This window comes from Nocardia sp. CDC160 (assembly GCF_035818795.1).
In the GTDB taxonomy this organism is placed as follows: Bacteria; Actinomycetota; Actinomycetes; order Mycobacteriales; family Mycobacteriaceae; genus Nocardia.
In genome coordinates this window covers 350,136-371,731 of sequence record NZ_JAYKYT010000005.1, presented here as the reverse complement: position 1 = coordinate 371,731, position 21,596 = coordinate 350,136, and the positions used below count along the sequence as shown (strand labels likewise).

Here is a 21,596-nt window from a genome sequence, read left to right as displayed (position 1 = left end):
CGGCCTTGTCCCGAAAGTACGGTGACCAGACGTCCACGCCAAGTCCTCCATGCGCTCCAGCCTGGACCCGGACGTGATATCCGTCGGGAGTGGTCACCTGCTCAACGTCCACACGTTCCTGTCGACGACGAGTCCCTCTGAATTGTCTCCACCCCAACGGTTCTTCTGGGTGAAGAACACTTCCTTCGGCAGGGCACCAAGCGTCTGCTCGAGGTAGTGCAGGCACTGGTCACGAGCCTTCGACGCAGTCAGGCCATCGACCACGTCGAGTCCGCCGCCGGACGCCCAATCACATGAGTACAACGACGCGACCATCAACACTGTGCAAGCGGCACCGCGTAGGACAGCGTTGAGACGACGATTCATCACCCCTCCGAGACAGATCCGCATCGGCGAGCTGAATCCACTGTCCCACAGCCCGATTCAACCATACGAGGCGCGTTGCGAGCTGCCCACATGGCAAGCGGCGCACATGCGCGGGTGTTGGAAGATGAACGACTCACCGGGGTGCTGCAGTCAGACACCGGAGTTGTGCCCTGAAATCTTCAAATGCTCTTCTGCAGGACTAGATTGGGCCCGCGCGGCGGGCGTCGCGAAAGACTAGAGCATTTCCTCGGCCAAGTTCTGCTGCTGCACAGGAGTTCTCAACTACCTATAGCGATCTTGTGGGTGAGGCGGACGAGTCGAAGTTGATCGTGTTGGAAGATCGACTGCGGACTGCCTTGGGCGGCACCCACTTCCAGGTGCGCTTCGTCGATGATGGGTTGGAGGTCGAGCGCCCCTTCAGCCATCGGCAGACACGCACGCCGTTTCGATATCACCTACGGCTGGATGAAAACAACAGCCGCGCGTGGGTGTCGCCGGTGTATCGGCGAGACGACGGGCCGGGCGATCTGCCACCGGAGAGCGACCGCGACCCACACGACCGGACCGGAGATCTGATCAGGGCCGAGTTGGCCGCGCTGGATTGGCGGTTGGAAGCCGGTCCCGCAGGCTGGATCGGTGCGACGGACAAGATGTTCAAGGTACTGCCCGTGCTGGGTGCCATCGTGCTACTAGCTCTGGTGATCCCGGCCGCAGCGGAGGGAGGTAAGGCCCTTGTCGGGGGAGCACTGCCTTTCCTAGTGAGTGTGCTGCTAGTCGGCGGCGCGATACTCGCCATTAAGCGTGGTATCAACAACCGGCAGTAGTGACCTCCCCGCCGCTGCGCGACCGGTCGCCAGCGAACACATGAACCCCGGTGGCTCTAGCCGGACACCATGCTGGCACTGTCAATGACAGGGTTTAGGACGGTGCCGATATCGCATTACATTGCCGCGGTCAAAACCCCACTGCGATGTTCGGGGTGCAGCGCTCGATCCAGAATCGGGGCCCCATCTCCGAATGACGCCACCAGACATGGACGTGGCAGACTACCCTCGCTCCGTCGGGCAGCACTCCTGGTTGGATCGACCCGGAGATCACCTCATCGGCTGCCTGCCTGACGAATTGGGGATCGGCAGCCGGAAGCGGCGTGGCCGGAAGCAAAGCGTCTTCATGCGGGCCGTTTGCTGGCACGGATCTCACCCGGAATGCCATCTCTCCCTCCCAACGGTCCTCACGGTGGTCATCCCACACCGCCCACCCGACAAGAGCACCACCAGCGATCGCACCGACCAGAATCACGATCACCGATCGTCGGCGTAACCACCATCTCCGCGGCGATACCTCCACAGCTCCACCGTCGGCCATCCCCATCACTCTTGGTGTCCCCCTAGGTATTCCGGATCACGGAAGCCATTTCGAATGCTCGCTGCATTACTTTATCCACCCGCACCGACACGATTTTCGAACCCGCCAAGCCGCACGCTCCAGTCCTCTGGCAACGACTCTGACCTAGCCAGGGAGTGCATTAATGACTGGAATCCGATGCGATGCCTTGCGGCGGTCGAGTTCTGCTGCTGCACAGTAATTCTCGTCCGCAAGCGCCTCGCCATGTCCGGAATCCTTGTCGGAGACAGGTTAAGTTGGCCCTCTATAGATTTCGCCCACTCAACGAGTGTGGGTGCCGCAGCAGAGGATTCGATCATGTCCCAACCGGGCAACCTGCCACCGTCCTACCCAGGCTGGGTACAGCCTCCACCGCGTATCCGCCCCTCCGGATGGTGGTTCGTGATCGGGGCCGTGGTGGTACTGCTGGGATTCTGCACCACGATAGTGCTCAGCCGAAGCGAGCTCGACCACATGGTGAGCAGTGTCGATCAGTTCCAGCGATCGGCCGTTCCGGGGACCCGCGATTTGAGGCTCGACGCAGATCACGACTATGTCGGCTACTTCGAATACGCCGACGCGAGAACATCTGTCGACTTCCCTGCGGAGTTCTCGATCCATACGGTTGAAGGCGGGACCTACCGCCTCACTACAGAAGGAGACTCCGGTGTGACAGTGGCCGTCGGCCCCCCGATTTCACAGGGCCTTTGGCTTTCGACCCTGCCGATGCTGATCGGGATCGGCCTAGGAATAGCCATCGCACTGACCACCTTCGGCCGCCGTCGACGATTCCGCCGTCGAATCACCAAAGAGACGGCTCACGTCGTTGGAACAGGCCAGTGAGACTTCGCAACAGCAGGTGGTTTCGGTGGGGTCTTGGCTTGTTGATTGTGCTGGGACTGGTGGCTTTTGGTTATCACCGACTGGAGTACGAGCGCCGTGGGGACGAGGCACATCGGATCGTCGAGCAGGCGACGGTCGCTGGTTTCACCCGGACCGGAATCATCAACATCGATGACGGCGACAACCCGCCTCTCGCGCAAGCGTATTTCATCGGCCCCGCACCCAAACCCGACGTCGTGACAGTCGTATCGGTCCCTACGATCCAGTTGAAGCAGGTGGAGGGTGCAGACGCCGAGTGGGCCAAGCAACATCCTGATGTCGATTAGGCGGTAGCACGCGGAGAACGGCCGGACGGCTGCGGGGCTAGTGTGTCGTTCTTCTCAAATCCGACGCCCACGGTCAAAGACCGAGGGACTCGGGACGTCACGATCCTGACCGATGAGAAAATCGCGGCGGTGCGGAACCACACGGCGGTTGTTATCGAACTAAGCGTAGGCCCTTGCGGATGGTGAACCGATCGGTTGCTCTTCAGCCCGTCTCGGACGTCAGCGACTGCGAGGGTGAGCTATCTGCCCGGCCTATGTCGCGTTACCAGATCAGCAGACAGCCACCCACTCCCAGAGCTCGGCCAGCGGCAATCTCAATGTTGGCCAGGCGCGCCAAGATTCCCAATCTCAGTCGCGCGGCGGCGGCCGCGTCCAGGTCTGCCGGTATGAGCTCAGAGAGAAACTCGCGGACGACACGGCATTCCCGGAGAAGCCCCGGGATTTCGTCTGGCATGACGATGAGAGCGCCGCGTGGTTCGTGCATCCTGAGAGGCGCCGAAATGACCTCGGTCCGTTGATCTTCGGTTGTACCTGGTCAACGGCTTCGAACCCATCCGCCACGCAGCATGAGCGTGCATTGCCCGCGAGGGATGAGCCTGAAGTTGATCATGGGCCAAAACCTGCACTATGGCCGCTGAATTGGCAGAAAACTGTCTTCCAATAGCGATCTGTGCACGGATAGGCCCATCGTCCGAAACTCGGCTACGTAGAGAATGGTGGTAGGGCTACCGGTTTATAGCCAGAGGTGAGACATCATGTGCGGGTAGCGAACCGGGCGGTAGTCGGTGAAGGTCAGGTCCCTGACCTGGCTGAAATCTGACCAGAGTAGACGGCCGCCTTTGAGGTGCAGCGGGATTCGCACTCGATTGCGGACCCGGCGCAGTTCCTCGGTGGTGGCCGCGCGCTTCGGGCCTACCGTGCCGTACAAGCGGACTCCGGGCGGGGCCGGAAACCGGCCGGTCAGGAGGGAGCGGAACCAGAACAGTGGGCGGGAATCGACGGCCAGGAGACACACGCGGGCGTCGGCGTCTACATTGCGCGCCAGTGCCTCGGTGTACTGATCGAAATAGAAGCCGGTTGCGGTGTCGCGCAGGAATACCGTGCCGATCGGTGTCACCGTTGGCGTCCCGTCGGCATTTACCGAGGCGATGGCGCAGTGGCTGGCGCGGTTCACGGTGTCGCGAATCTGGGCCCAATGTTGTTCGAGCGTCACAAGGTTTCCCCCTCCGTTTGGCTCTTCGAGACTAATCGGTGTGGGTGGTGCGGCAAGTGAGGGCGGGGGGCGGCAATTGGGGGGACATGGGGTGGCGGGTGGCGCATGATGGCGGCATGGCTTCAGACGCGGCGCGGCGTGGCGTGCTCGGGATGGTTTGTGACAGTTTTACGCCGGGGGATGGGGGTGAGTTGCTCACGGCCTCTGAGCTCGGGGTGGTGGATACGGTGAGCGAGTTGCTCGGGCGGAATCCTCGGGAGGCGGAGCGTAAGCAGTTCGAACTGCTCATGCGTCTATGGGATACGCGGTTGTTCGGGCTGATCAATGGGGCGGGATTCAAGAAGTTCTCGCGGTTGAGTGCTGAGGAGCGGGAGCGGTGGCTGTTGGGGATGGCCAATTCGCGGATCGAGAAGAAGCGGGCGCTGTTTCAGGCACTCAAGGGGGCCGCGGTGACCTCCTACTATCTGACGCCGGGGCCGACGGGGACCAATCCGGTGTGGGATCGGATTGGCATCCCACCGGCATTCGGGCCCGTGGAAGGCGCGAAACGCGGTTTGAGTCCGGAGCGGCCGGACACCGATACGACTGTTCTGTGCGATGTGGTGGTCATCGGGTCGGGGGCGGGTGGCGGGACGGCCGCGGCGGTGCTGGCCAAGGCCGGGCTCGATGTTGTTGTGCTGGAACGCGGTGAATACCTCGACGATCCGGACTTCGGTATCGGTGAGAAGGAAGGCTTCCTGCGGCTCTACGCCCCCGGGCCCGCCGCGACGGCCGAGGGGCAGCTCGGGTTGGTGGCGGGTACGGCGCTCGGCGGTGGCACGGTGGTCAACTGGACCACCTCCTTACCGCACGCCCGACGACGTCCGCGAGGAATGGGCCGCTCTCGGCGCGCGGCAGTTCGCCGAGCAGGAGTACACCGACGCCCTCGAGGCCGTGGTGGCGCGGCTGGGTGTGAACACCGAGCACTCGCCCGCCTCGCATCGTGACGAGATCCTCGAACGTGGTCTGCGAAAGCTGGATTGGCATGTAGAGCCGCTGCCGCGCAATGTCGGAGCCGCGTGCGATGCCGGAATCGAGTGCGGCCGTTGTGGTTTCGGCTGTCGTGTCGGAGCCAAGCAGTCGGTGGTCAAGACGTGGCTGGCCGATGCTGTCGAGGCCGGTGCGCGGCTGTACGTCGGCACCGACGTGCGGCGCATCGTGGTCGACAATGGCCGCGCCACCGGCGTGGAAGCCGTGACCTCCGAGGGACACTCGGTGTGGGTGCGCTCGCGTGCGGTGGTCGTGGCAGCCGGTGCGATCCAAACCCCAGCCCTGCTGCGCCGCTCCGGCCTGGGCAATCGCGCCATCGGCGATTTTCTCCGATTGCATCCCGCCACAGCGGTTTTCGGTGTCTTCGACGAGGAGATCCGGCCCTGGGAGGGCGGCATGCAGACCCGCTACTCCAAACAGGACCGCGACCTGGACGGCAAGGGCTACGGCGTCATCTACGAAACCGGGCCCATGACCCCGGGCATGTCGGTCGGGTTCCAGGCGTGGACCGGGGCCGCCGCACACAGGGATCAGATGCTGAAGCTGGCCAATACTGTCGCCGTCGGCATCATCACCCGCGATCGCGATCATGGCAAGGTCGAGACGGACCGCAAGGGCGAGGCCATCGTGCGCTACCGGATCTCCGCGCGCGATGCCGCCCACATGCACACCGGAATCGTCAATGCCGCAAGCATTCTCGAGGCCGCGGGCGCAAAGCGCATCTTCTCCGGCCACCAGGCCGGGGTCTCCTACGAGCCCGGCGTGACCGGTTCGCACGAGGAGTTCTCCCAGCAGGCCGAAGCCGCGGGATACGCGCCGGGGCAATGCTCGATGGGCGCACTGCACATCATGGGCTCGGCCCGAATGGGCGGCTCACCCGACTTTTCGGCCACCAATCCCGACGGTGCGACCTGGGATGTGCCGAATATCGTTGTGGCAGACGGCTCTTGCTTCCCGACGGCATCGGGTGTGAATCCGATGGTGAGCATCGAGGCCATCGCCTACATGAACGCCACCCGCCTTGCTGCCACACTCACCTGAGCCGCCACCCTGAATTGAGTTGATCGCGGCGCGGCTAAGAGCCCAGGGCCCGCTGACAATCCAGGGGTGGCTAGGAGCCCAGGGCCCCGCTGAGAATCTAGGGGCCGCTAGGACTCCAAGGCCGCGCCGAACGCCCCCACGATCACCCGCCGGATCTGCTCGACCGCCCGGTCGACGGGTCCGGTGGGCTGGAACAAATGGCTCAGGGCGAGCCGCACGAGAACCTCTGTCATGGAGGTCAATTCGTCATCCGCCACGCCCGCGAGCCCGTATTGCGCGCGAATCGCGGCCGAGACCGCGACGATCGCGCGCCCCAGCACCGGTTCGGTCTCGGTCATCAGTACCGGCAGTAGCGCGGTGTCGGTCGCCGATCGCCCGGCCAGCACCGCCTTGAGCAACGTGTTGTCGGCACCCGTCCGCAGGGTGTACTCGACCGCCGCCGTAAACCCCGCTGCCACATCGGTCGGATGCGCGGCCAGGCTCTCCGCGATGCCCACCAGGAAGCCGTCGACCTCCTGCTGGATGACCACCTCGGCCAGTTCGTGCTTGTTGCCGAACTCCTTGTAGAGCACCGGCCGACTCACGCCCACCTCTTTGGCCAGCCGCGACATGTTCACCGCGCCCCAGCCCTCGGTGACGACGATCCGCCGCCCGGCGTCGATGATCCGTTCGCGCAGCAGCTGTCGCATCTCGGTCTGGAAGTTCGGCGCGTCCACCACGCCCCGATCGTACATGAGCTCGCCTTTCGTCCCGTCGTTGACAGACTAGCTACACATGTATCTAATGAATACAGTTCTTCGGAAAGTGTAAACGCTAGGAGTTCGGCAATGACGACATCTCACAGTCGAGAGTCGGAGGCTTCCACGCGCCCGCAGTGGCGTGATCGCAAGCGCTACCTCTGGTTGTTCGGCCTGGTGCCGCCGACCGCCCTGTTCCTGGCTACCGCGCTGGTCTGGGCCTGTAATCACATCGGCCTCGACGCCGTCTCCCCGGTGTGGTGGTGGATCGGCCCCCTGCTGGTCTACGGCCTGCTCCCGGTGCTGGACCGCTTCTTCGGCCCGGACGGCCAGAACCCGCCCGACGAGGTGATGGAGTACCTGGAGAACGACAAGTACTACCGGTACTGCACCTACGCCTACATCCCGTTTCAGCTGTTGAGCCTGACCTTCGCCTGCTACCTGTGGACCGCGGGCAACCTGTCCTGGCTGGGCATCGACGGCGGGCTCGGGCTGCTCTCCAAGCTCGGCCTGGCCCTGAGCATGGGCGTGATGGGCGGTGTCGGTATCAATACCGCACACGAACTCGGCCACAAGAAGGACGAATTGGAGCGGTGGCTGTCGAAAATCACCCTCGCGCAGACCTGCTACGGCCACTTCTACATCGAGCACAATCGCGGACACCACGTGCGGGTGGCTACGCCCGAGGATCCGGCCAGCGCCCGATTCGCCGAGACCTTCTGGGCGTTCCTGCCGCGCAGCGTGTGGGGGAGCCTGCGCTCGTCGTGGGAGTTGGAGGCCAAGCGACTGGAGCGACTCGGCAAGCGGCCGTGGACGATTCGCAATGACGTGCTCAACGCGTGGCTGATGTCGATCGTGCTGTGGGGCGCGCTGGTTGCGGTATTCGGCCCGGCGATCCTGCCCTGGTTGGTGATTCAGGCGGTGTACGGCTTCACGCTCTTGGAGACCGTCAACTACCTGGAGCACTACGGGCTGCTGCGCCAGAAGCTGGCCAGCGGACGCTACGAGCGCTGCACCCCCGAACACAGCTGGAACTCCGACCACATCGTCACGAATATCTTCCTCTACCACCTGCAGCGCCACAGCGACCATCACGCGAATCCCACTCGCCGCTACCAGATTCTGCGCAGCATGGACGGCGCGCCGAACCTGCCCAGCGGTTACGCCAGCATGATCTCGCTGGCGTACTTCCCGCCACTGTGGCGCAAGGTGATGGACCACCGGGTGCTCGACCACTACTCCGGCGACATCACGCGCGTGAACATCCAGCCCCGCAAGCGTGCCCGCGTGCTGGCCGAGTACGGGGTGGCGTAGTGCCCGCCTACCGCTGTCCCGTGTGCGATTACATCTACGACGAGGCCAAAGGCGCACCGCGCGAAGGCTTCCCGGCCGGAACCCCGTGGTCGGCGGTCCCCGACGACTGGTGCTGCCCCGACTGCGGCGTGCGCGAGAAGGTCGATTTCGAACCCACCACCATCCCGACAGGACACCGCCGTGAACCCTGACTACAAACTCTTCCGCTGCCTGCAGTGCGGCTTCGAATACGACGAGGCCCTCGGCTGGCCCGAGGACGGCATCGCCCCCGGCACCCGCTGGGACGACATCCCCGACGACTGGTCCTGCCCCGACTGCGGCGCGGCCAAATCCGACTTCGAGATGGTCGAGGTCAGCCGCACGTGAAGGGCCGCATAGTCATCGTGGGTGCGGGCGTCGCGGGAACCACCGCCGCCCGAACCCTGCGCACCGAGGGCTACACCGGCGAGATCGTGCTACTCGGCGCGGAACCCGAAGCGCCCTACCGCCGCCCGATGGTCTCCAAGGAGATCCTGGCGGGCACCGTAGAGCAGCGCCGAACCCTGCTGCAACCCAGCGACTTCTGGCACGCCCACGGCATCGACCTGCGCCTGGGCACCACGGTCGAATCCGTCGAACCCGGCCCCGCCCTGGTCTGGCTCGCCGACGGCACGGCCATCGGATACGACAGCCTGCTCCTCGCGACCGGCGCCCGCCCGCGGGCGTTGCGCCTCGCATCCGCCGAGCAGGGCGAAAGTGCCACCATCCGTGGCAGTTACGGCACCGTAGGTGTGGCCGGGCAGATCCTGACGCTGCGTGGCCGGGCGGATGCGGAGGTGCTGCGGGAAGCTGTCGGGCGCGGCGGGTCATTGGTGATTGTCGGGGCCGGGCTCATCGGGTGCGAAGTTGCGGCAACCGTGCGGGGCCTGGGGGTCGAGGTCACGGTGTTGGACGCGGCGGGGTTGCCGTTGGAGCGGGTCGCGCCGCCGGTTGTCGGTGAGTTCGTGCGGAAGCTGCACGCGGACAACGGGGTCGCGATTCACACCGATGTTTTGCTGACCCACCTGGGGCACGGCGGGGCGCAGGTGGTCGCGGCGGCGGCGGACGGCAGGGCCTGGAGTGCCGCTGCTGTGCTGGTGGCGATCGGATCTGTCCCGGACACTTTCCTCGCCGAGGCTGCGGGACTGGCTGTCGCGGAGGGAATTCGGGTGGATGAGCACTATCGGACGTCGGCGGCCGGGGTTTACGCGGCGGGCGATGTCGCCAGCCGGTTCGATCCGGCGGCGGGGGAGTATCGGCGGGAGGAGCATTGGAACAGCGCGCAATCACAGGGTGCGGCGGCCGCCCGGTCGATGCTCGGGAAGCCACGGGCGGCGGCGGATATCCCGTGGGGCTGGTCCACGCAGTACGGGCGAAACATCCAGTTCACCGGCCACATTCGGGCTGATGACGAGCAGATCGTCCGGGGTAGCGCCGAGTCCGGCGACGCCACGGTGATCGGCCTGCGCGAGGGGCGCGTGACCGGTGTTGTCGCCGTGGGCCGGGCGGCCGAGTTTCGTGTGGCTCGCGATCTGATGGCCCGCGGTGCGGTCCTCGACAGCGAGTCCTGCGCCGACGAATCTCGCCCGCTCGCAGAGGTGCTCACACTGTCCGGACAGTCGTGAGGGCGCGCGCCCGCAGTTGAGCTAATAGCTCGCAATATCCGAAATGCCGCTGAACCGCCCAATGGTCCAGCGGCATTTCGCATTTGCCGACCCATTGCTGAAAGCCGCTGGTAGAAGACGTGATCCACGCGGCGCGCGCATCATTCCCCAGCTCGGGCCCGCCGTCAACCGGAAGACCAATTCCGTGAAGACTGACACGTCAGTCCGAAATCTGTATTACTGTCTCGGTCAGTCGGAACCGGCCAGCAGAGGGGCCGGTCGACCTCGACCAACAGTGGGGCTGTGGGGTGGTAAACATTGGTCGACAAGGCTGTTCGGGGGCCGGAGCCGTGGGTACGGCAGGCCGTCGAATTCGTTCTTTCCGGGCTGCGGACATTCGGACGCACCATTCAGCTGGCGATCGCGGCGTTCCGGTATCTGGTCGTCGACATCGTCAAACTTCGGCATCCGTGGCGTGACACGCTACAGCAGGGTTGGTTCATCGTCAGCGTGACGGCGATTCCCGCCGTGCTGGTTTCGGTGCCGTTCGGCGTGATCGTGGCGGTTCAGGTGGGGAGCCTGACCCAGCAGGTCGGCGCGAGCTCGGTCTCGGGCGCGGCGGGCGGTCTCGGCGTGATCCGGCAGGGTGCGCCCATGGTGACCGCGCTGCTGCTCGGCGGCGCGGCCGGTTCGGCCATCGCCTCGGATCTCGGCGCGCGCACCATTCGCGACGAGGTGGATGCCTTGCGCGTCATGGGAATCGACCCGGTGCGCCGACTGGTCGCGCCGCGGCTGGCGGCCATGATCGCGCTCACCCCGCTGCTGTGCATGCTGATCATCTTCATGGGCGTGTTCACCGGGTACGTGATCGCGGTCGGCTTCCAGGGCGTCACGCCCGGCTCCTACCTGTCGGCGTTCGCGGCCTTCGCCAAGATGAGCGATCTGTGGGTGGCCATCGTGAAGGCCCTCATCTTCGGGGTGATCGTGCTCATCGTGTCCTGTCAGCGCGGCCTCGAGGCCACGGCCGGTCCGCGCGGGGTCGCCAATGCCGTGAACGCGGCCGTGGTGATCGGCGTGATCGCGGCCTTCGGCGTGAATCTCGTGATCACGCAGCTGGTTTCGATGTTCATCCCGACGCAGGTGGGCTGATGACCCAGGTTCCCGCCAAGTACACCCCGCTCGGCCATGCGGGCCGAGTCATCGGTCAGAGCGCGCAAACGCCCATGACGGTGTTCGAATCCCTCGGCCACCAAGCGACTTTCGTCTTCGAGGTGCTCGCCGCCATCCCGCACACGCTGCGGTACTACCGGCGACAGACCATGCTCATCCTCTCCGACATCACCTGGGGCTCCGGGGCGATCATCGTGGGCGGCGGCACCGTGGCGGTGCTGGCCTTCCTCGGCATCGCGGTCGGCGGTTCCATCGGCGTGGAGGGTTTCACCGCGCTGAACATGGTCGGCATGGGCCCGCTCACCGGGTTCGTCTCCGCCTACGCCAACACCCGCGAGATGGCGCCCATGGTGGCGGCCATCGGCTTCGCGGCCCAGGCGGGTTGCCGCATGACCGCGGAGATCGGGGCCATGCGCATTGCCGAGGAGATCGACGCGCTCGAGGCCATCGGCATTCGACCCATGCCGTTCGTGGTGACCACCCGCGTGATCGCGGGCGTGATCACCATCGTGCCGCTGCACCTGCTCACGCTCATCCTGTCGTACTTCTCGTGCGCGACCGTGGTGAACGTCCTGCACGGGCAGTCCTCGGGCACCTACTACCACTATTTCGACGCCTTCCTGCAACCCAGCGACGTGCTGGCCTCGCTGCTCAAGGCGACGATCTTCGTGGTCGCAATCATTCTCATCCACGGCTACCAGGGCTTCTATGCCTCGGGCGGCCCGGAGGGCGTGGGCCGGGCCTCCGGGCGCGCCATTCGCGCCAGCCTGGTGCTGGTGGTCATCCTGGACATGATCCTCACGATCGTGATCTGGGGCCTGGATGTCGGCATCCGGATCTCGGGGTGAATCATGGCCGTCTTCAAGGATCATTCCGGCCGTAGCGCCGGACCGTGGATGCTGCGACTGCGGGGACTGGTCGTCGCCGTCGTGGTCGTCACGGTGACGATTGTCGTAAGTTCCTATGCCCGTGGCGCTTTCGCCGACAAGTTCGAGGTCACCGTGGACGCGGCGACCCTCGGCGAGGGACTCGCGCCGGGTTCGGAGGTGAAGTTCCGTGGTTTCGCCATCGGCACGGTCAAGCATGTCGAGACCGTCGGCTACGGGCATCAGCGCATCGATCTCGAGATCGACCGCAAGCAGGCCGACGCGCTCACCGACGATGTCGGGGCGCGATTCACCTCCTCCAACGTATTCGGTTCCAGCGCCATCGAATTGGTGCCGGGCACCGATGGCCGGAAGTTGAAGGAACACACCGTTCTGCAGATCGGCGAGAACGCCACCAATGCCACCGTCGCCGGTGTCTTCCGGCGGGCGGCGCGCCTGACCCAGGTGTTGGATTCGGCGTCGGTGCATCGGCTGTTCGATCTGCTGCTCGACAATGCCGCCAGCATGGGGCCGGTGCTGAAGTCGTTCTTCGAGACCGCGCAGCTGCTGGCCGACGGGCAGCAGAACACCCTGGCGCACTATCTGCGCATCGGCGGGGACATGACCGGCGCGTTCCGGGATCTGACGCCCTCGGCGGGGCACGCCATTCTGGGCGTGCTCGAGCAGAGCGCCTACTTCGGTGATCCGGAGAACCGGGCGCGCACCAACAAATCCACCAATGGCGTGAATCAGGCCGTGTTGATCGGCCTGTCGAATTTGCTGGAGCAGAACAACCCCGACCTGGAGAAGATCCTCGACAGCATTCTGGATCTGGCGGTCCCGATCAGCGTCTCGATCGGCTCGGTGGCCCCGGCCTACAACCGGGTGCCGAATCTGCTCGCGGCCATGGACGGCGCGCTGCCGGTGGTGGACGGCCACGTCCAGCTGCAACTCGAGCTGATCGCGAAAACCATGCCGTACCTGGCGGATTCGCTGGCGGGAGGAGCGAAATGAGCGACATCACCAAGTCCGCGGTCAAGCTCACCGTCTTCCTGCTGATCGTGGCCGCCTGCACGACCTTCATCGTGACGGCGCTGCGCACGCCGATTCCCGGCGACAAGGTCGCCTACGACGCCGTATTCACCGATGTCTCCGGACTTTTCGCCGGTGACTCGGTGCGCATGTCCGGTGTCGCGGTCGGCAAGGTCGAGACCGTGTCGCTGGATGGGACCAAGGCGCGCGTGCACTTCACCGTGGACACGACCCGACCGGTCTACGACAACACCAAGGCCGCGGTGCGGTACCAGAACCTCATCGGCCAGCGGTATGTCGAACTGCTCACCGAAGGCCAGGGCGGGGCGAAACTGCGTGCGGGAGCGACCATTCCGGTGGAGCGCACCATTCCCAGCTTCGATGTGTCCAAGCTGTTCAACGGCTTCAAACCGATGTTCGACACCCTGGATCCGGCCGCGCTCAACCAATTCGGCAACAACCTGCTGCGGGTCATTCAGGGCGACGGTTCCGGCATCGGACCGGTGCTGGCGGATGTGGACACCCTCACCAAGCATGCCAAGAACAGCGAGGGCGTGATCGTGTTGCTCATTCGCAATCTCGGCATGGTGTCGCAGGCCATCGGCGGGAAATCGCAGGCGGTCGGCGATCTGGTGCAACAGCTTTCGGGCATTCTGCACCAGTTCACCGCCAAGACCCAGACCATGCTCAGCGCGGTCGACACCGCCAAGAAGGTGCTCGCGCCCATGGTCCCGATCTTGGAGGAGGGGCAGGCCGCCTACGACGAGGGCTACGGTCCGATCGACGGGCTGCTGCGCCGCCTGGTGCCGCAGACCGATCAGCTCACCCAAATCCTCGCCATCACACCGCAATTGGTGACCGGGCTCAATCAATCCGTCCCCGGTCAGGGCTACAAGCCGCGCATCACCTGCACCAATGGTGAGGCGGCGCTGCCCGCGCAGGTCGGGGTCATTCTGTCCACTCAGAACCTGGTGGTATGCAACTGATGAGGGCACTGATCGCATATGTCGGCGCGCTGATTCGCGATGTCGTCGCCGGGCGCGGCGACCAGAACACCCAATTGCGGTGGGGCATGGCCGGTGTCGTGGTGTGCGTGATCGCGCTGGCCGTGGCCGGTGCGCTGTACGTCATCCCGTTCGGGCAGCGCACCTACGTGGCCGACTTCAAGATCTCGGGCGGTGCGCGCTCGGGTGACGAGGTGCGGGTGGCGGGCATCAATGTCGGCAAGGTTCGCAGCGTGGACCTGGTCGGCGATCACGTGGAGGTCGCCTTCACGGTGAATCACGATGTGCGCGTGGGGGATCGGTCGGCGGTCGAGGTCAAGATGCTGACCCCGATCGGCGGGCACTACCTGGCCTTGTCTCCGGCGGGGGACAAGACGTTGGGGTCCAAGCACATTCCGCCGGAGCGCACCACCACGCCGTTCGAGCTGAGCGACATTCTCGACAAGGGCACGCCGATCTTCGGCCAGGTGGACGCCTCCACCCTGCGCGACACCATCGGGCAGCTGAATCAGGCGCTGGGCCAACAACCCGACGCGCTGCGCAGCGTGATCGGCAATGCCAATGAGCTGACCGGGCTGCTCGCCGAGCGCACCGATCAGTTGAACACGGCGCTCGACGTCTCCGACGAATACATCGCCGCGATCGCCACCGATAAGGCGCTGCTGGCGGATTTCGTGCGACAGCTGGGTCAGGTCGCCGATCAGCTCGGCAATCGCAAGGACGACATCGTGAGCATGTTCAACCTGCTCAAGCGGCTGCTGGTCTTCCTGCACCGGCCGATCATGGCCTACGGCGACAGCATCGAACCGACGGTGACGCAATTCGAGCAGCTGTTCTCCAAGGTGGTCGCCGACCCGGACCGCCTCGACACCGTCATCACCGGGATGCGCGATGTCATCAACAGATTGAACGGGCTGCTGGGCAATCAGATCAAGGTAGATCAGCCCGTCGCCGGAGTCCAGATCTGCATTCCCTACGAAGGCAAGGCGTGCTGAATGAGATGGGGTAGAACAGTACTCGCCGCCGGTGTCGCCGTCGCGGTGGTGGCCGCCGGGGTGGCGGGGGTGTCGTGGGCCAATACCGAGCGCATATCGAAACAGAGCCTGTGCGCCGAATTCACCGACACCGTCGGCCTGTACGAGGGCAATAGCGTCACCATGCTGGGGGTCGAGATCGGGACGGTGTCCAAGATCGAGGCGCTGGGTGACCGCATGCGGGTCACCATGAAGGTCAAGGATTCGGTGAAACTCCCGGCCGATATTCAGGCCGTCACCATGTCGAGTTCCATTGTGACCGACCGGCATGTGGAGCTCACCAAGCCGTACACCGGTGGGGCGCGGTTCGACAATTCGAGATGCATTCCGCTGGAGAAGACCAAGACGCCGATCGGCATCAGCGAGGCCCTCGACGCCATGGGCAAGCTCGCCGGTGATCTCACCGGCGGCGGCACCGGCGGCAAGCCCGACACGCTCCTCGACGACACGTTGACCGCGGCCAACAATGCCATCGACGGCACCGGTCAGCAGTGGAATCAATTGCTGCAGCGGCTGTCGGCGACCATCGGGGATCCGGCGCAGAAGGATGCCGTGTTCCGGCGGCTGGTGGACAATCTCGATCAGCTCACCACCATGTTCGTGACCAACTGGCCGGACATGGCCGAGGTACTGAACAATCTGCGCGCGGGCTTGCAGTTGATCGGGGAGTTCTCGGCGGAATTCTCCTCGGCAGTGGACGTCGCGGTCGAATTCCTGCCGGTGATCGCCCGCAATGTGGGCAAGTACGACAAGCAGATCTACGGGCTGCTCGATGCCGTGCTGCCGCAGGTGCACACCTTCACCCAACAGCACATGGGCGATATCGATTCGCTGCTCTCGGTGCTGCCGCCATTGGCCGCCCAGCTCCCGCAGGTGGGTGCCAAATGAGGCGAACCATCATCAAACTGCTGCCGGTGCTCACCGCGGCGACGCTGGTGCTCACCGGGTGCGGGGTCAAGGCCACCGACATCCCGATCCCGGGCACCTATCCCAGCGGTGACACCTATTCGGTGCGCATCGAATTCGGGTCGGTGCTCAATCTGCCCGATCGGGCCAAGGTGATCGCCGACGGCGTCGAGATCGGCATGCTCGACCACATCGAGCTGATCGGCACCACCGCGGTCGCCACCGTGAAACTGCACACCGACGCCAAACTGCCCAAGACCACCACGGCCGAATTGCGGCAGGACACCATCCTCGGCGATATCCACATCGCCCTGGAAGCGCCGAAGAACTCCAACGCCGCGTTCCTGGCCAATGGCGATGTGATTCCCATGTCCCAGACCATTCCCGCCACGAATGTGGAAGACATTCTGCGGGCGCTGTCGAACATCATCACCGGCGGGCGGTGGTCCGATATCCAGAAGCTGGTCACCGATGTGAACGCGGCCTTCCCGTCGGATCCGGCCGAGCTGGATCGGATCAATGCGGCCGGGCGGGCGGCGCTGCACGATATGGCCTCGCACACCGATGATTTGAATCGAATCCTGCTGTCGGCACAGCAGATCACCGCCAAGCTGGAGTCCGGGCGCGGGGCGGTCGACCAGATCCTGACCTTCGGTCCCGACCGGGCCGCGGGTCTGTCGGATGTGCTGCTCGCGGTGGTCAATCTGATCATCAGCGGTGGGCCGCTGGCCAAGAACGCGGGCGATCTGCTGCTGCCGCACGTCGGCGATTTCCAATCGATCGTGTCGATCCTCGCGCCGACGGCGGTGACGGCCGGGTACGCCGACCTCACCCTGGCGGCCAATCTCGACACCTTCCACACCCTGCTGAAGGAGAAGATCATTCCCTTTCTGCAGGCACCGGATGTGAAGGTGCGCAAGATCTCCGCCGATGTGCAGGCCGATCAACTCATCACCACGCTGCGCTCGATCGGGATGGTGCCCTAGATGAAACTTTCACTCTCCGGGCCGGTTTCGCTGGTGATGCTGCTCGTGCTCACCCTCGTCTGCGGCAGCTACATGGCCGTCGGCGTGCTGAATCTGGACCCGCGACGCCAGAGCAACACCGTCACAGTGCTTTTGGACAGCTCGGGCGGATTGATGAAGACCTCCGAGGTGACCCTGCGCGGGCTGCCGATCGGGAAGGTGCGCGATATCGCGGCCACCGGGCGGGGGCTGTCGGTGACCCTCGAATACGACTCGCGCTACAAGATTCCGGTCGACAGCGTCGTGCAGATCGCCAATCTGTCGGCGGCGGGGGAACAGTTCGTGGACTTCCGGCCCAGCGGGACCGCGGGGCCCTTCCTGCACGACGGCAGCATTGTGCCGAACCGGCAGGTCAAGATCGCCACCACGGTCGGTGACGCGCTCGCCAAACTGGATGCGCTGACCGCGCAACTGGATCCGGCCAAGCTGCAGAACCTGGCGACCACGGTGGCGCAGGGCTTCGAGGGCCGCGACGCCGATGTCGCCAATCTGACCAAGGCGCTCATCGATACCGCGAATATGTTGCACGACAAGCACGATGCCATCGCGCGGCTGTACTTCAATGTGCAGAACCTCGGCGACAAGTTCGACGGGCGCGCACCCACCATCAGCGCCGCGGCGGGGGATATCGACTCCGCGCTGCCGGAGCTGCTGCACATCATCGGGGCGTTCCAGAACTACTCCTACATTGGCGAGAAGATCTTCGACGATCCGATCGGGCCGCTGGTCACCAAGATCAACGAGTACCTGCAGTTGGTCGGTCCGGATCTGAGTCATATCGCCACCGTCCTCAAACCCGCCACCACCAAGATCAAACCGCTGCGGGTCGACGCGGGATCGATCGTGGACCTGCTGTCCACCGTGTTCCCCGGCGACGGCGCGGCGCACGTGGCCATTACGACTCCTCGTTAGAGAGAAGGCATTTCATGAGTGAGACCGAAACCGTCGAGACGACCACCGAGACCACCGAGCAGCAGGCCGAGACCGTCGTGTTGGCGAAGTCCGAGGAGACACCGGCACCGATCGTGGACTCGAAGCCGGTGTCCACCAAGAGTTTCGGCGAGCGCGCCTATCCCTTCCTCGCCGCTGCGACCGTGCTCTTCGCGGTGGCAGCCGTGGTGCTGGGGGTGCTCTGGCACGGCTCGGCCCGCGACTACGACGCCCTGAAATCCAGTCAGGCCGACCGTGATCGGGCCGCGCAGGTGGCCAAGGACTACACCCTGCGCTCGCTGACCTACGACTACCGCAATCTGCCCGCCTTCTTCGACGGCGTGCAGCGCGGCACCTCCGACGCCCTCAAGGACCGCTACACCCAGGTCCACGACACTCTCGCCAAGATCATGACCGACGCCCAGGTGGTCGCCACCGGTGACGTGGTCGGCACCTCGGTGGAGGCCAAGGGCAACGACCAGTACACCGTCACCGTCTACGCCACGCAGAAGACGCAGAACGTGCAGCAGCAGGACCCGGCCACCGTGCCCAACCTGCTGGTGCTGACCGTGGCCAAGAACGGCGGCGAGTGGCTCGTCACCGACTACGGCCCCAAGGACATCGGCGCGAAGAGCGGGGCCGCGAAATAGCCTCCGAACGCATGGGCCGAGCCTCCAAACGCATGGGTCGGCCGCCGCAACGGGAGCTCCCCGCGCGGCGGCGTCGGCAGATCATCGAGGCCGCGTTCGAGGTGTTCACCGCCCAGGGCTACGAGGCCGCCGCCATCTCGCAGGTGGCCGCCCGCGCCGGAATCGGCCAGGGCACCGTGTACCGCTACTTCGGCAGCAAACGCGAAATCCTGGACCACGTCATCGATCTCGGTGTCGAGAAGGTGACCGACGCCATGGAACTGCACCGCGTGTTCGGTGCCGCGGGCGATGTCGGGGAGCTGGTGGCGGCGGTGCGCGCGGCCGTGGAGCGGCTCTACGACCTGCTCGAGCGGGAACCTGAAATGCTGCGGCTGCTGGTGGTGGAGGCGGGGGCCATCGATGCCGAACTGGCGCAACGGCTGCTCGGTGTCGAGGCCATTACGGCCTCACTAATCGCGGGGGAACTCACGCGTGGCATGGAGGAAGGTTGGATACGTCCCGACATCGACCCGGAAGTGCTGGGCCACACCATTCTCACCATGGTCGGCCCGTGGATCATGCGGGAATTGCTGGGCGCGGGCAATCCGGCCATTCGCGAGCGCAGCATGACCGTCGTGTTCGACCTCCTCGACAAGACTCTGCGCCCGAGAACACCGACCCCGTGACGACCGCCGACGCCCCGTCCGCCCACGACCCCGACCACCGCACCCGCATCGAACGTCGTCGCGACGAATTGATCACCGCCGCATACGAATTGGTGACCACGCGTGGCTTCCGCGGCATCGGCGTGGACGACATCGTCACCGCCGCGGGCGTCAGCCACGGCACCTTCTACAACTATTTCGCCAATAAGCGCGACATTCTCGACGCGGTCATCGATCACTGCTTCGCCCTGCTGCGCGACCGTCTGCTCGGCCCCGAGGGCGACGACACCCCCGACACCCTGGACGCCTTCTGCGCCCGCTACGCCCGTGTCGTCGACCGCTGCTACGACCTCGTCGCCTCGGAACCCGGCCTCGTGAACTTCTTCCTGCTGGAGGCGTCCTCCATCGACGACCGAGTCCTCGACCGCTGCCTGCGCAATGCGCGGTCCTATGCCGCCCAATCCGTCGAGAAGATCCGCGAGGGCATCACCCACGGCTACCTTTCCCCCACCCTCGATCCGGACATAGCCGCCGAAGTCCTGCTCTCGGTGCTGGTCTCGGCCCTGCTCTCCGCCCTCCGCTCCGGATCGGACGGCTTGACCCAGGACCGAGTCCGCACTCAACTCACCGCATTTCTCCGCACGGCTTTCGGCCCCACCTGATCACGTTGCGTCAGCGGCCGACCGCGGGCTGATCCACGGCCCACAGCCACGAGCCGTCCGGTTGGCGGCGGGCGATTTCGACGGTGATGTCACCGTTGGTCAGCGTGGACGAGGTGAGCGCCAGGTCGCCGCTCACCAGCGCGGGGTGCTGCACGCCCGGTTCGAGGACCGGTGCGGCCGCGACGAATTGCTCGTACACTTTGCGGATCTCCGCGTGCCCGGTCGCGAGGCTGCCCGGCGGGAATGCCAGTACCGCGGTCGGCTCGTACAGCGCGACAAGGCCATCGACATCACCGGCGTTGGCGCGCTCGATGAAGAACCGTCCCAGGTCGTTCGGCTCGGCGGCCGCTTTCTGATTTGTCATGACCCCAGCCTGCCAACGAATCACGACAACCTGTGTCAGGTATTTCCGGTAATGTTTCTCGCGTGCGCGCCGACCGTTTGGTCTCGCTGGTGCTGCTGCTGCGCCAGCGCGGTCGGATGTCCGCACCCGCGCTCGCCCGCGAACTCGAGGTCTCCACCCGCACCGTGCTGCGCGATATCGAGGCGCTGTCCGCGGCGGGCGTTCCGGTGTACGCCGAACGCGGCAGGAACGGCGGTTTCGCCTTGCTGCCCGGTTTCCACACCGAGCTCACCGGGTTGAACCACGACGAGGCGCTGGCCCTGCTGGTCGCCGGATCACGCGGCGGCGCACAGGCATTCGGCCTCGGCTCGCCGCTCGCGTCGGCCATGCGCAAGGTGGTCGACGCGTTACCGGACAGTGCTCGGGACATCGCGACCGATGCTTCCCAACGGGTGCTCATCGAGCCGACGACCGATTTCCTTTCCCGCCCTTCGACCACCGAGGCGGTATCCGACACCATTGGGGCCGAGGTCCGGCGCGCGGTTTTCGCCGGACACAAGCTGCGTATTCGCTACGCGCCCGCGGACCAACCCCCGGCCTGGCGCACGGTGGACCCGATCGGTCTGGTGACGGTTCGCGACCAGGGGTACCTGCTGGCCACCAGATCCGGCGCGGATCGGACCTACCGGCTGTCGAGAATCCTGGCCGCCGAGGAACTGTCGGAACCCGCGCAACGACCGGACCGGGTCGACCTGGGGCAGCTCTGGCAGGAACGCACGACGCGATTCCGGTATGGCGGTGACACTCTCACCGTCATGGTGCGTGTGAACCCGGAACGGTGCGCGGAACTGATCGACACCGCGCTGGCTGTCCGTGAGGAGGCCACGGATCCGGACGGCTGGCTGCGGCTGGAAGCAACCTTCCAAGACGCGAGGCACGCTGAATGGGCGCTGTGGCAGTTGGCCACACACGCGGAAGTCCTTGCTCCGCAATGGTTGCGCACCGTTCTTCACGCGCGTGCTCGCACGCTCGCCGACCAGTACGCGGGCAAAGAGCAACGGCCCGAAGACATCTAGCCGGTCTTCAGTTCAGGGCGGGATCGTCCAGGAGTCGGTCGAGGAGGGTTCGCGCCGAGCGGATTCGGTTGATGTCGGTGGTCATGCGGCGGCGCTCGTGGAGGAGGCGGTCGCGGCAGCCGTCGAGGAGCGGGGTGCCGGTGGATTCGCAGGTGAGGATTTCGGTGATGAGATCCATGCCGAGACCGGCGGACAACAGGGTCTGTATATGGCCGACCGTGCGGACGGCGGTGTCGTCGAATATTCGGTACCCGGCCGGTGTTCGAGTGGCTTGCAGTGCGCCTTTGTCCTGGTAGTAGCGCAGGGCGCGGACGCTGACGCCGGTTCGGGTCGATAGTTCACCGATACGCATCGACGCCTCCTGAGAATTGCCACTTGAC

At 65.1% G+C, this 21,596-nt stretch carries 25 protein-coding genes and 1 pseudogene; 21 read left to right on the top strand and 5 right to left on the bottom strand.

From position 1 onward, the window contains the following. Positions 1–93: 93 nt before the first annotated feature. Entirely contained in the window at positions 94–315 is a 222-nt protein-coding gene (locus VMT40_RS29425) for a hypothetical protein (RefSeq protein WP_326362240.1), read from the bottom strand. A 350-nt stretch (positions 316–665) separates the two neighbouring features. On the opposite strand from VMT40_RS29425, the gene VMT40_RS29420 reads away from it, so the two are divergent. From VMT40_RS29420 to VMT40_RS29410, 3 genes are all read left to right on the top strand, one after another. Further along, on the top strand, positions 666–1,190 hold the full coding sequence (locus VMT40_RS29420) for a hypothetical protein (RefSeq protein ID WP_326362239.1): 525 nt from the start codon (positions 666–668) through the stop codon (positions 1,188–1,190). Positions 1,191–2,163: 973 nt separating this feature from the next. Next, entirely contained in the window at positions 2,164–2,592 is a 429-nt protein-coding gene (locus tag VMT40_RS29415; protein WP_326362238.1) for a hypothetical protein, read from the top strand. 38 nt (positions 2,593–2,630) lie between these two features. After that, on the top strand, positions 2,631–2,918 hold the full coding sequence (locus tag VMT40_RS29410; protein ID WP_326362237.1) for a hypothetical protein: 288 nt from the start codon (positions 2,631–2,633) through the stop codon (positions 2,916–2,918). Positions 2,919–3,651: 733 nt separating this feature from the next. Here VMT40_RS29410 and VMT40_RS29405 read toward each other — a convergent pair. Next, complete coding sequence (locus VMT40_RS29405; RefSeq protein ID WP_326362236.1) at positions 3,652–4,131, bottom strand: pyridoxamine 5'-phosphate oxidase family protein; 480 nt, start codon at positions 4,129–4,131, stop codon at positions 3,652–3,654. Positions 4,132–4,217: 86 nt separating this feature from the next. Between VMT40_RS29405 and VMT40_RS29400 the strand changes: the two are divergent. Together VMT40_RS29400 and VMT40_RS29395 are read left to right on the top strand one after the other, a co-directional pair. Further along, positions 4,218–4,784: pseudogene (locus VMT40_RS29400) on the top strand (gluconate 2-dehydrogenase subunit 3 family protein); the annotation flags it as partial. Between the two features lie 160 nt (positions 4,785–4,944). Further along, positions 4,945–6,201 (top strand): GMC family oxidoreductase N-terminal domain-containing protein, encoded by a 1,257-nt coding sequence (locus tag VMT40_RS29395; protein WP_326362235.1) that lies wholly within the window; start codon positions 4,945–4,947, stop codon positions 6,199–6,201. 107 nt (positions 6,202–6,308) lie between these two features. Here the strand turns inward: VMT40_RS29395 and VMT40_RS29390 are convergent, their stop codons facing one another. Beyond that, the gene (locus tag VMT40_RS29390; RefSeq protein ID WP_326362234.1) at positions 6,309–6,935 is read right to left on the bottom strand and encodes a TetR family transcriptional regulator; all 627 of its coding nucleotides are present in this window, start codon (positions 6,933–6,935) and stop codon (positions 6,309–6,311) included. Positions 6,936–7,028: 93 nt separating this feature from the next. Here VMT40_RS29390 and VMT40_RS29385 point away from each other — a divergent pair, with 93 nt between their 5' ends. The 15 genes from VMT40_RS29385 (at position 7,029) to VMT40_RS29315 (ending at position 19,797) form a co-directional block, all read left to right on the top strand. Continuing rightward, on the top strand, positions 7,029–8,252 hold the full coding sequence (locus tag VMT40_RS29385) for an alkane 1-monooxygenase (RefSeq protein ID WP_326362233.1): 1,224 nt from the start codon (positions 7,029–7,031) through the stop codon (positions 8,250–8,252). Continuing rightward, entirely contained in the window at positions 8,252–8,443 is a 192-nt protein-coding gene (locus tag VMT40_RS29380) for a rubredoxin (protein WP_326362232.1), read from the top strand. The genes VMT40_RS29385 and VMT40_RS29380 overlap by 1 nt, the downstream gene beginning before the upstream one ends. Beyond that, the gene (locus VMT40_RS29375) at positions 8,433–8,618 is read left to right on the top strand and encodes a rubredoxin (RefSeq protein WP_326362230.1); all 186 of its coding nucleotides are present in this window, start codon (positions 8,433–8,435) and stop codon (positions 8,616–8,618) included. Before VMT40_RS29380 ends, VMT40_RS29375 begins: the two co-directional genes overlap by 11 nt. After that, positions 8,615–9,895 (top strand): NAD(P)/FAD-dependent oxidoreductase, encoded by a 1,281-nt coding sequence (locus VMT40_RS29370; RefSeq protein ID WP_326362228.1) that lies wholly within the window; start codon positions 8,615–8,617, stop codon positions 9,893–9,895. The genes VMT40_RS29375 and VMT40_RS29370 overlap by 4 nt, the downstream gene beginning before the upstream one ends. 297 nt (positions 9,896–10,192) lie before the next feature. Further along, the gene (locus VMT40_RS29365; protein ID WP_442790076.1) at positions 10,193–11,023 is read left to right on the top strand and encodes an MlaE family ABC transporter permease; all 831 of its coding nucleotides are present in this window, start codon (positions 10,193–10,195) and stop codon (positions 11,021–11,023) included. Beyond that, positions 11,023–11,892: an MlaE family ABC transporter permease gene (locus tag VMT40_RS29360; RefSeq protein WP_442790075.1), complete on the top strand. Its 870-nt coding sequence runs from the start codon at positions 11,023–11,025 to the stop codon at positions 11,890–11,892. The genes VMT40_RS29365 and VMT40_RS29360 overlap by 1 nt, the downstream gene beginning before the upstream one ends. Positions 11,893–11,895: 3 nt before the next feature. After that, complete coding sequence (locus VMT40_RS29355; RefSeq protein WP_326362226.1) at positions 11,896–12,924, top strand: MlaD family protein; 1,029 nt, start codon at positions 11,896–11,898, stop codon at positions 12,922–12,924. Next, a complete protein-coding gene (locus VMT40_RS29350; RefSeq protein WP_326362224.1) occupies positions 12,921–13,928 on the top strand; it encodes an MCE family protein in 1,008 nt (335 codons plus the stop codon). Before VMT40_RS29355 ends, VMT40_RS29350 begins: the two co-directional genes overlap by 4 nt. Next, on the top strand, positions 13,928–14,941 hold the full coding sequence (locus VMT40_RS29345; protein ID WP_326362222.1) for an MCE family protein: 1,014 nt from the start codon (positions 13,928–13,930) through the stop codon (positions 14,939–14,941). The genes VMT40_RS29350 and VMT40_RS29345 overlap by 1 nt, the downstream gene beginning before the upstream one ends. After that, positions 14,942–15,868: an MCE family protein gene (locus tag VMT40_RS29340; protein ID WP_326362221.1), complete on the top strand. Its 927-nt coding sequence runs from the start codon at positions 14,942–14,944 to the stop codon at positions 15,866–15,868. After that, positions 15,865–16,872, top strand: a complete 1,008-nt coding sequence (locus VMT40_RS29335; RefSeq protein WP_326362219.1) for an MlaD family protein — start codon at positions 15,865–15,867, stop codon at positions 16,870–16,872. Before VMT40_RS29340 ends, VMT40_RS29335 begins: the two co-directional genes overlap by 4 nt. Further along, positions 16,873–17,823: an MlaD family protein gene (locus VMT40_RS29330; protein WP_326362218.1), complete on the top strand. Its 951-nt coding sequence runs from the start codon at positions 16,873–16,875 to the stop codon at positions 17,821–17,823. It abuts the gene before it with no gap. Between the two features lie 14 nt (positions 17,824–17,837). Beyond that, entirely contained in the window at positions 17,838–18,491 is a 654-nt protein-coding gene (locus VMT40_RS29325) for a hypothetical protein (protein WP_326362216.1), read from the top strand. 11 nt (positions 18,492–18,502) lie between these two features. Next, complete coding sequence (locus VMT40_RS29320) at positions 18,503–19,156, top strand: TetR/AcrR family transcriptional regulator (protein WP_326362215.1); 654 nt, start codon at positions 18,503–18,505, stop codon at positions 19,154–19,156. Beyond that, positions 19,153–19,797 (top strand): TetR/AcrR family transcriptional regulator, encoded by a 645-nt coding sequence (locus tag VMT40_RS29315; protein WP_326362213.1) that lies wholly within the window; start codon positions 19,153–19,155, stop codon positions 19,795–19,797. Before VMT40_RS29320 ends, VMT40_RS29315 begins: the two co-directional genes overlap by 4 nt. Before the next feature lie 10 nt (positions 19,798–19,807). Here VMT40_RS29315 and VMT40_RS29310 read toward each other — a convergent pair whose 3' ends face one another. Further along, positions 19,808–20,161: a YybH family protein gene (locus VMT40_RS29310; RefSeq protein WP_326362212.1), complete on the bottom strand. Its 354-nt coding sequence runs from the start codon at positions 20,159–20,161 to the stop codon at positions 19,808–19,810. A gap of 62 nt (positions 20,162–20,223) precedes the next feature. Here VMT40_RS29310 and VMT40_RS29305 point away from each other — a divergent pair, with 62 nt between their 5' ends. After that, positions 20,224–21,216, top strand: a complete 993-nt coding sequence (locus VMT40_RS29305) for a helix-turn-helix transcriptional regulator (protein ID WP_326362210.1) — start codon at positions 20,224–20,226, stop codon at positions 21,214–21,216. Between the two features lie 7 nt (positions 21,217–21,223). On the opposite strand, the gene VMT40_RS29300 is transcribed toward VMT40_RS29305, so the two are convergent. Next, positions 21,224–21,568: a MerR family transcriptional regulator gene (locus VMT40_RS29300; protein ID WP_326362208.1), complete on the bottom strand. Its 345-nt coding sequence runs from the start codon at positions 21,566–21,568 to the stop codon at positions 21,224–21,226. Positions 21,569–21,596 lie beyond the last annotated feature (28 nt).

Excerpts from the sequence above, each read along its gene's own strand:
- VMT40_RS29425 (WP_326362240.1), bottom strand. The coding sequence starts at position 315 with ATGGTCGCGTCGTTGTACTCATGTGATTGGGCGTCCGGCGGCGGACTC.
- VMT40_RS29390 (WP_326362234.1), bottom strand. The coding sequence starts at position 6,935 with ATGTACGATCGGGGCGTGGTGGACGCGCCGAACTTCCAGACCGAGATG.
- VMT40_RS29385 (WP_326362233.1), top strand. The coding sequence starts at position 7,029 with ATGACGACATCTCACAGTCGAGAGTCGGAGGCTTCCACGCGCCCGCAG.
- VMT40_RS29360 (WP_442790075.1), top strand. The coding sequence starts at position 11,023 with ATGACCCAGGTTCCCGCCAAGTACACCCCGCTCGGCCATGCGGGCCGA.
- VMT40_RS29355 (WP_326362226.1), top strand. The coding sequence starts at position 11,896 with ATGGCCGTCTTCAAGGATCATTCCGGCCGTAGCGCCGGACCGTGGATG.
- VMT40_RS29350 (WP_326362224.1), top strand. The coding sequence starts at position 12,921 with ATGAGCGACATCACCAAGTCCGCGGTCAAGCTCACCGTCTTCCTGCTG.
- VMT40_RS29345 (WP_326362222.1), top strand. The coding sequence starts at position 13,928 with ATGAGGGCACTGATCGCATATGTCGGCGCGCTGATTCGCGATGTCGTC.
- VMT40_RS29340 (WP_326362221.1), top strand. The coding sequence starts at position 14,942 with ATGAGATGGGGTAGAACAGTACTCGCCGCCGGTGTCGCCGTCGCGGTG.
- VMT40_RS29335 (WP_326362219.1), top strand. The coding sequence starts at position 15,865 with ATGAGGCGAACCATCATCAAACTGCTGCCGGTGCTCACCGCGGCGACG.
- VMT40_RS29330 (WP_326362218.1), top strand. The coding sequence starts at position 16,873 with ATGAAACTTTCACTCTCCGGGCCGGTTTCGCTGGTGATGCTGCTCGTG.
- VMT40_RS29325 (WP_326362216.1), top strand. The coding sequence starts at position 17,838 with ATGAGTGAGACCGAAACCGTCGAGACGACCACCGAGACCACCGAGCAG.
- VMT40_RS29320 (WP_326362215.1), top strand. The coding sequence starts at position 18,503 with ATGGGCCGAGCCTCCAAACGCATGGGTCGGCCGCCGCAACGGGAGCTC.
- VMT40_RS29310 (WP_326362212.1), bottom strand. The coding sequence starts at position 20,161 with ATGACAAATCAGAAAGCGGCCGCCGAGCCGAACGACCTGGGACGGTTC.
- VMT40_RS29300 (WP_326362208.1), bottom strand. The coding sequence starts at position 21,568 with ATGCGTATCGGTGAACTATCGACCCGAACCGGCGTCAGCGTCCGCGCC.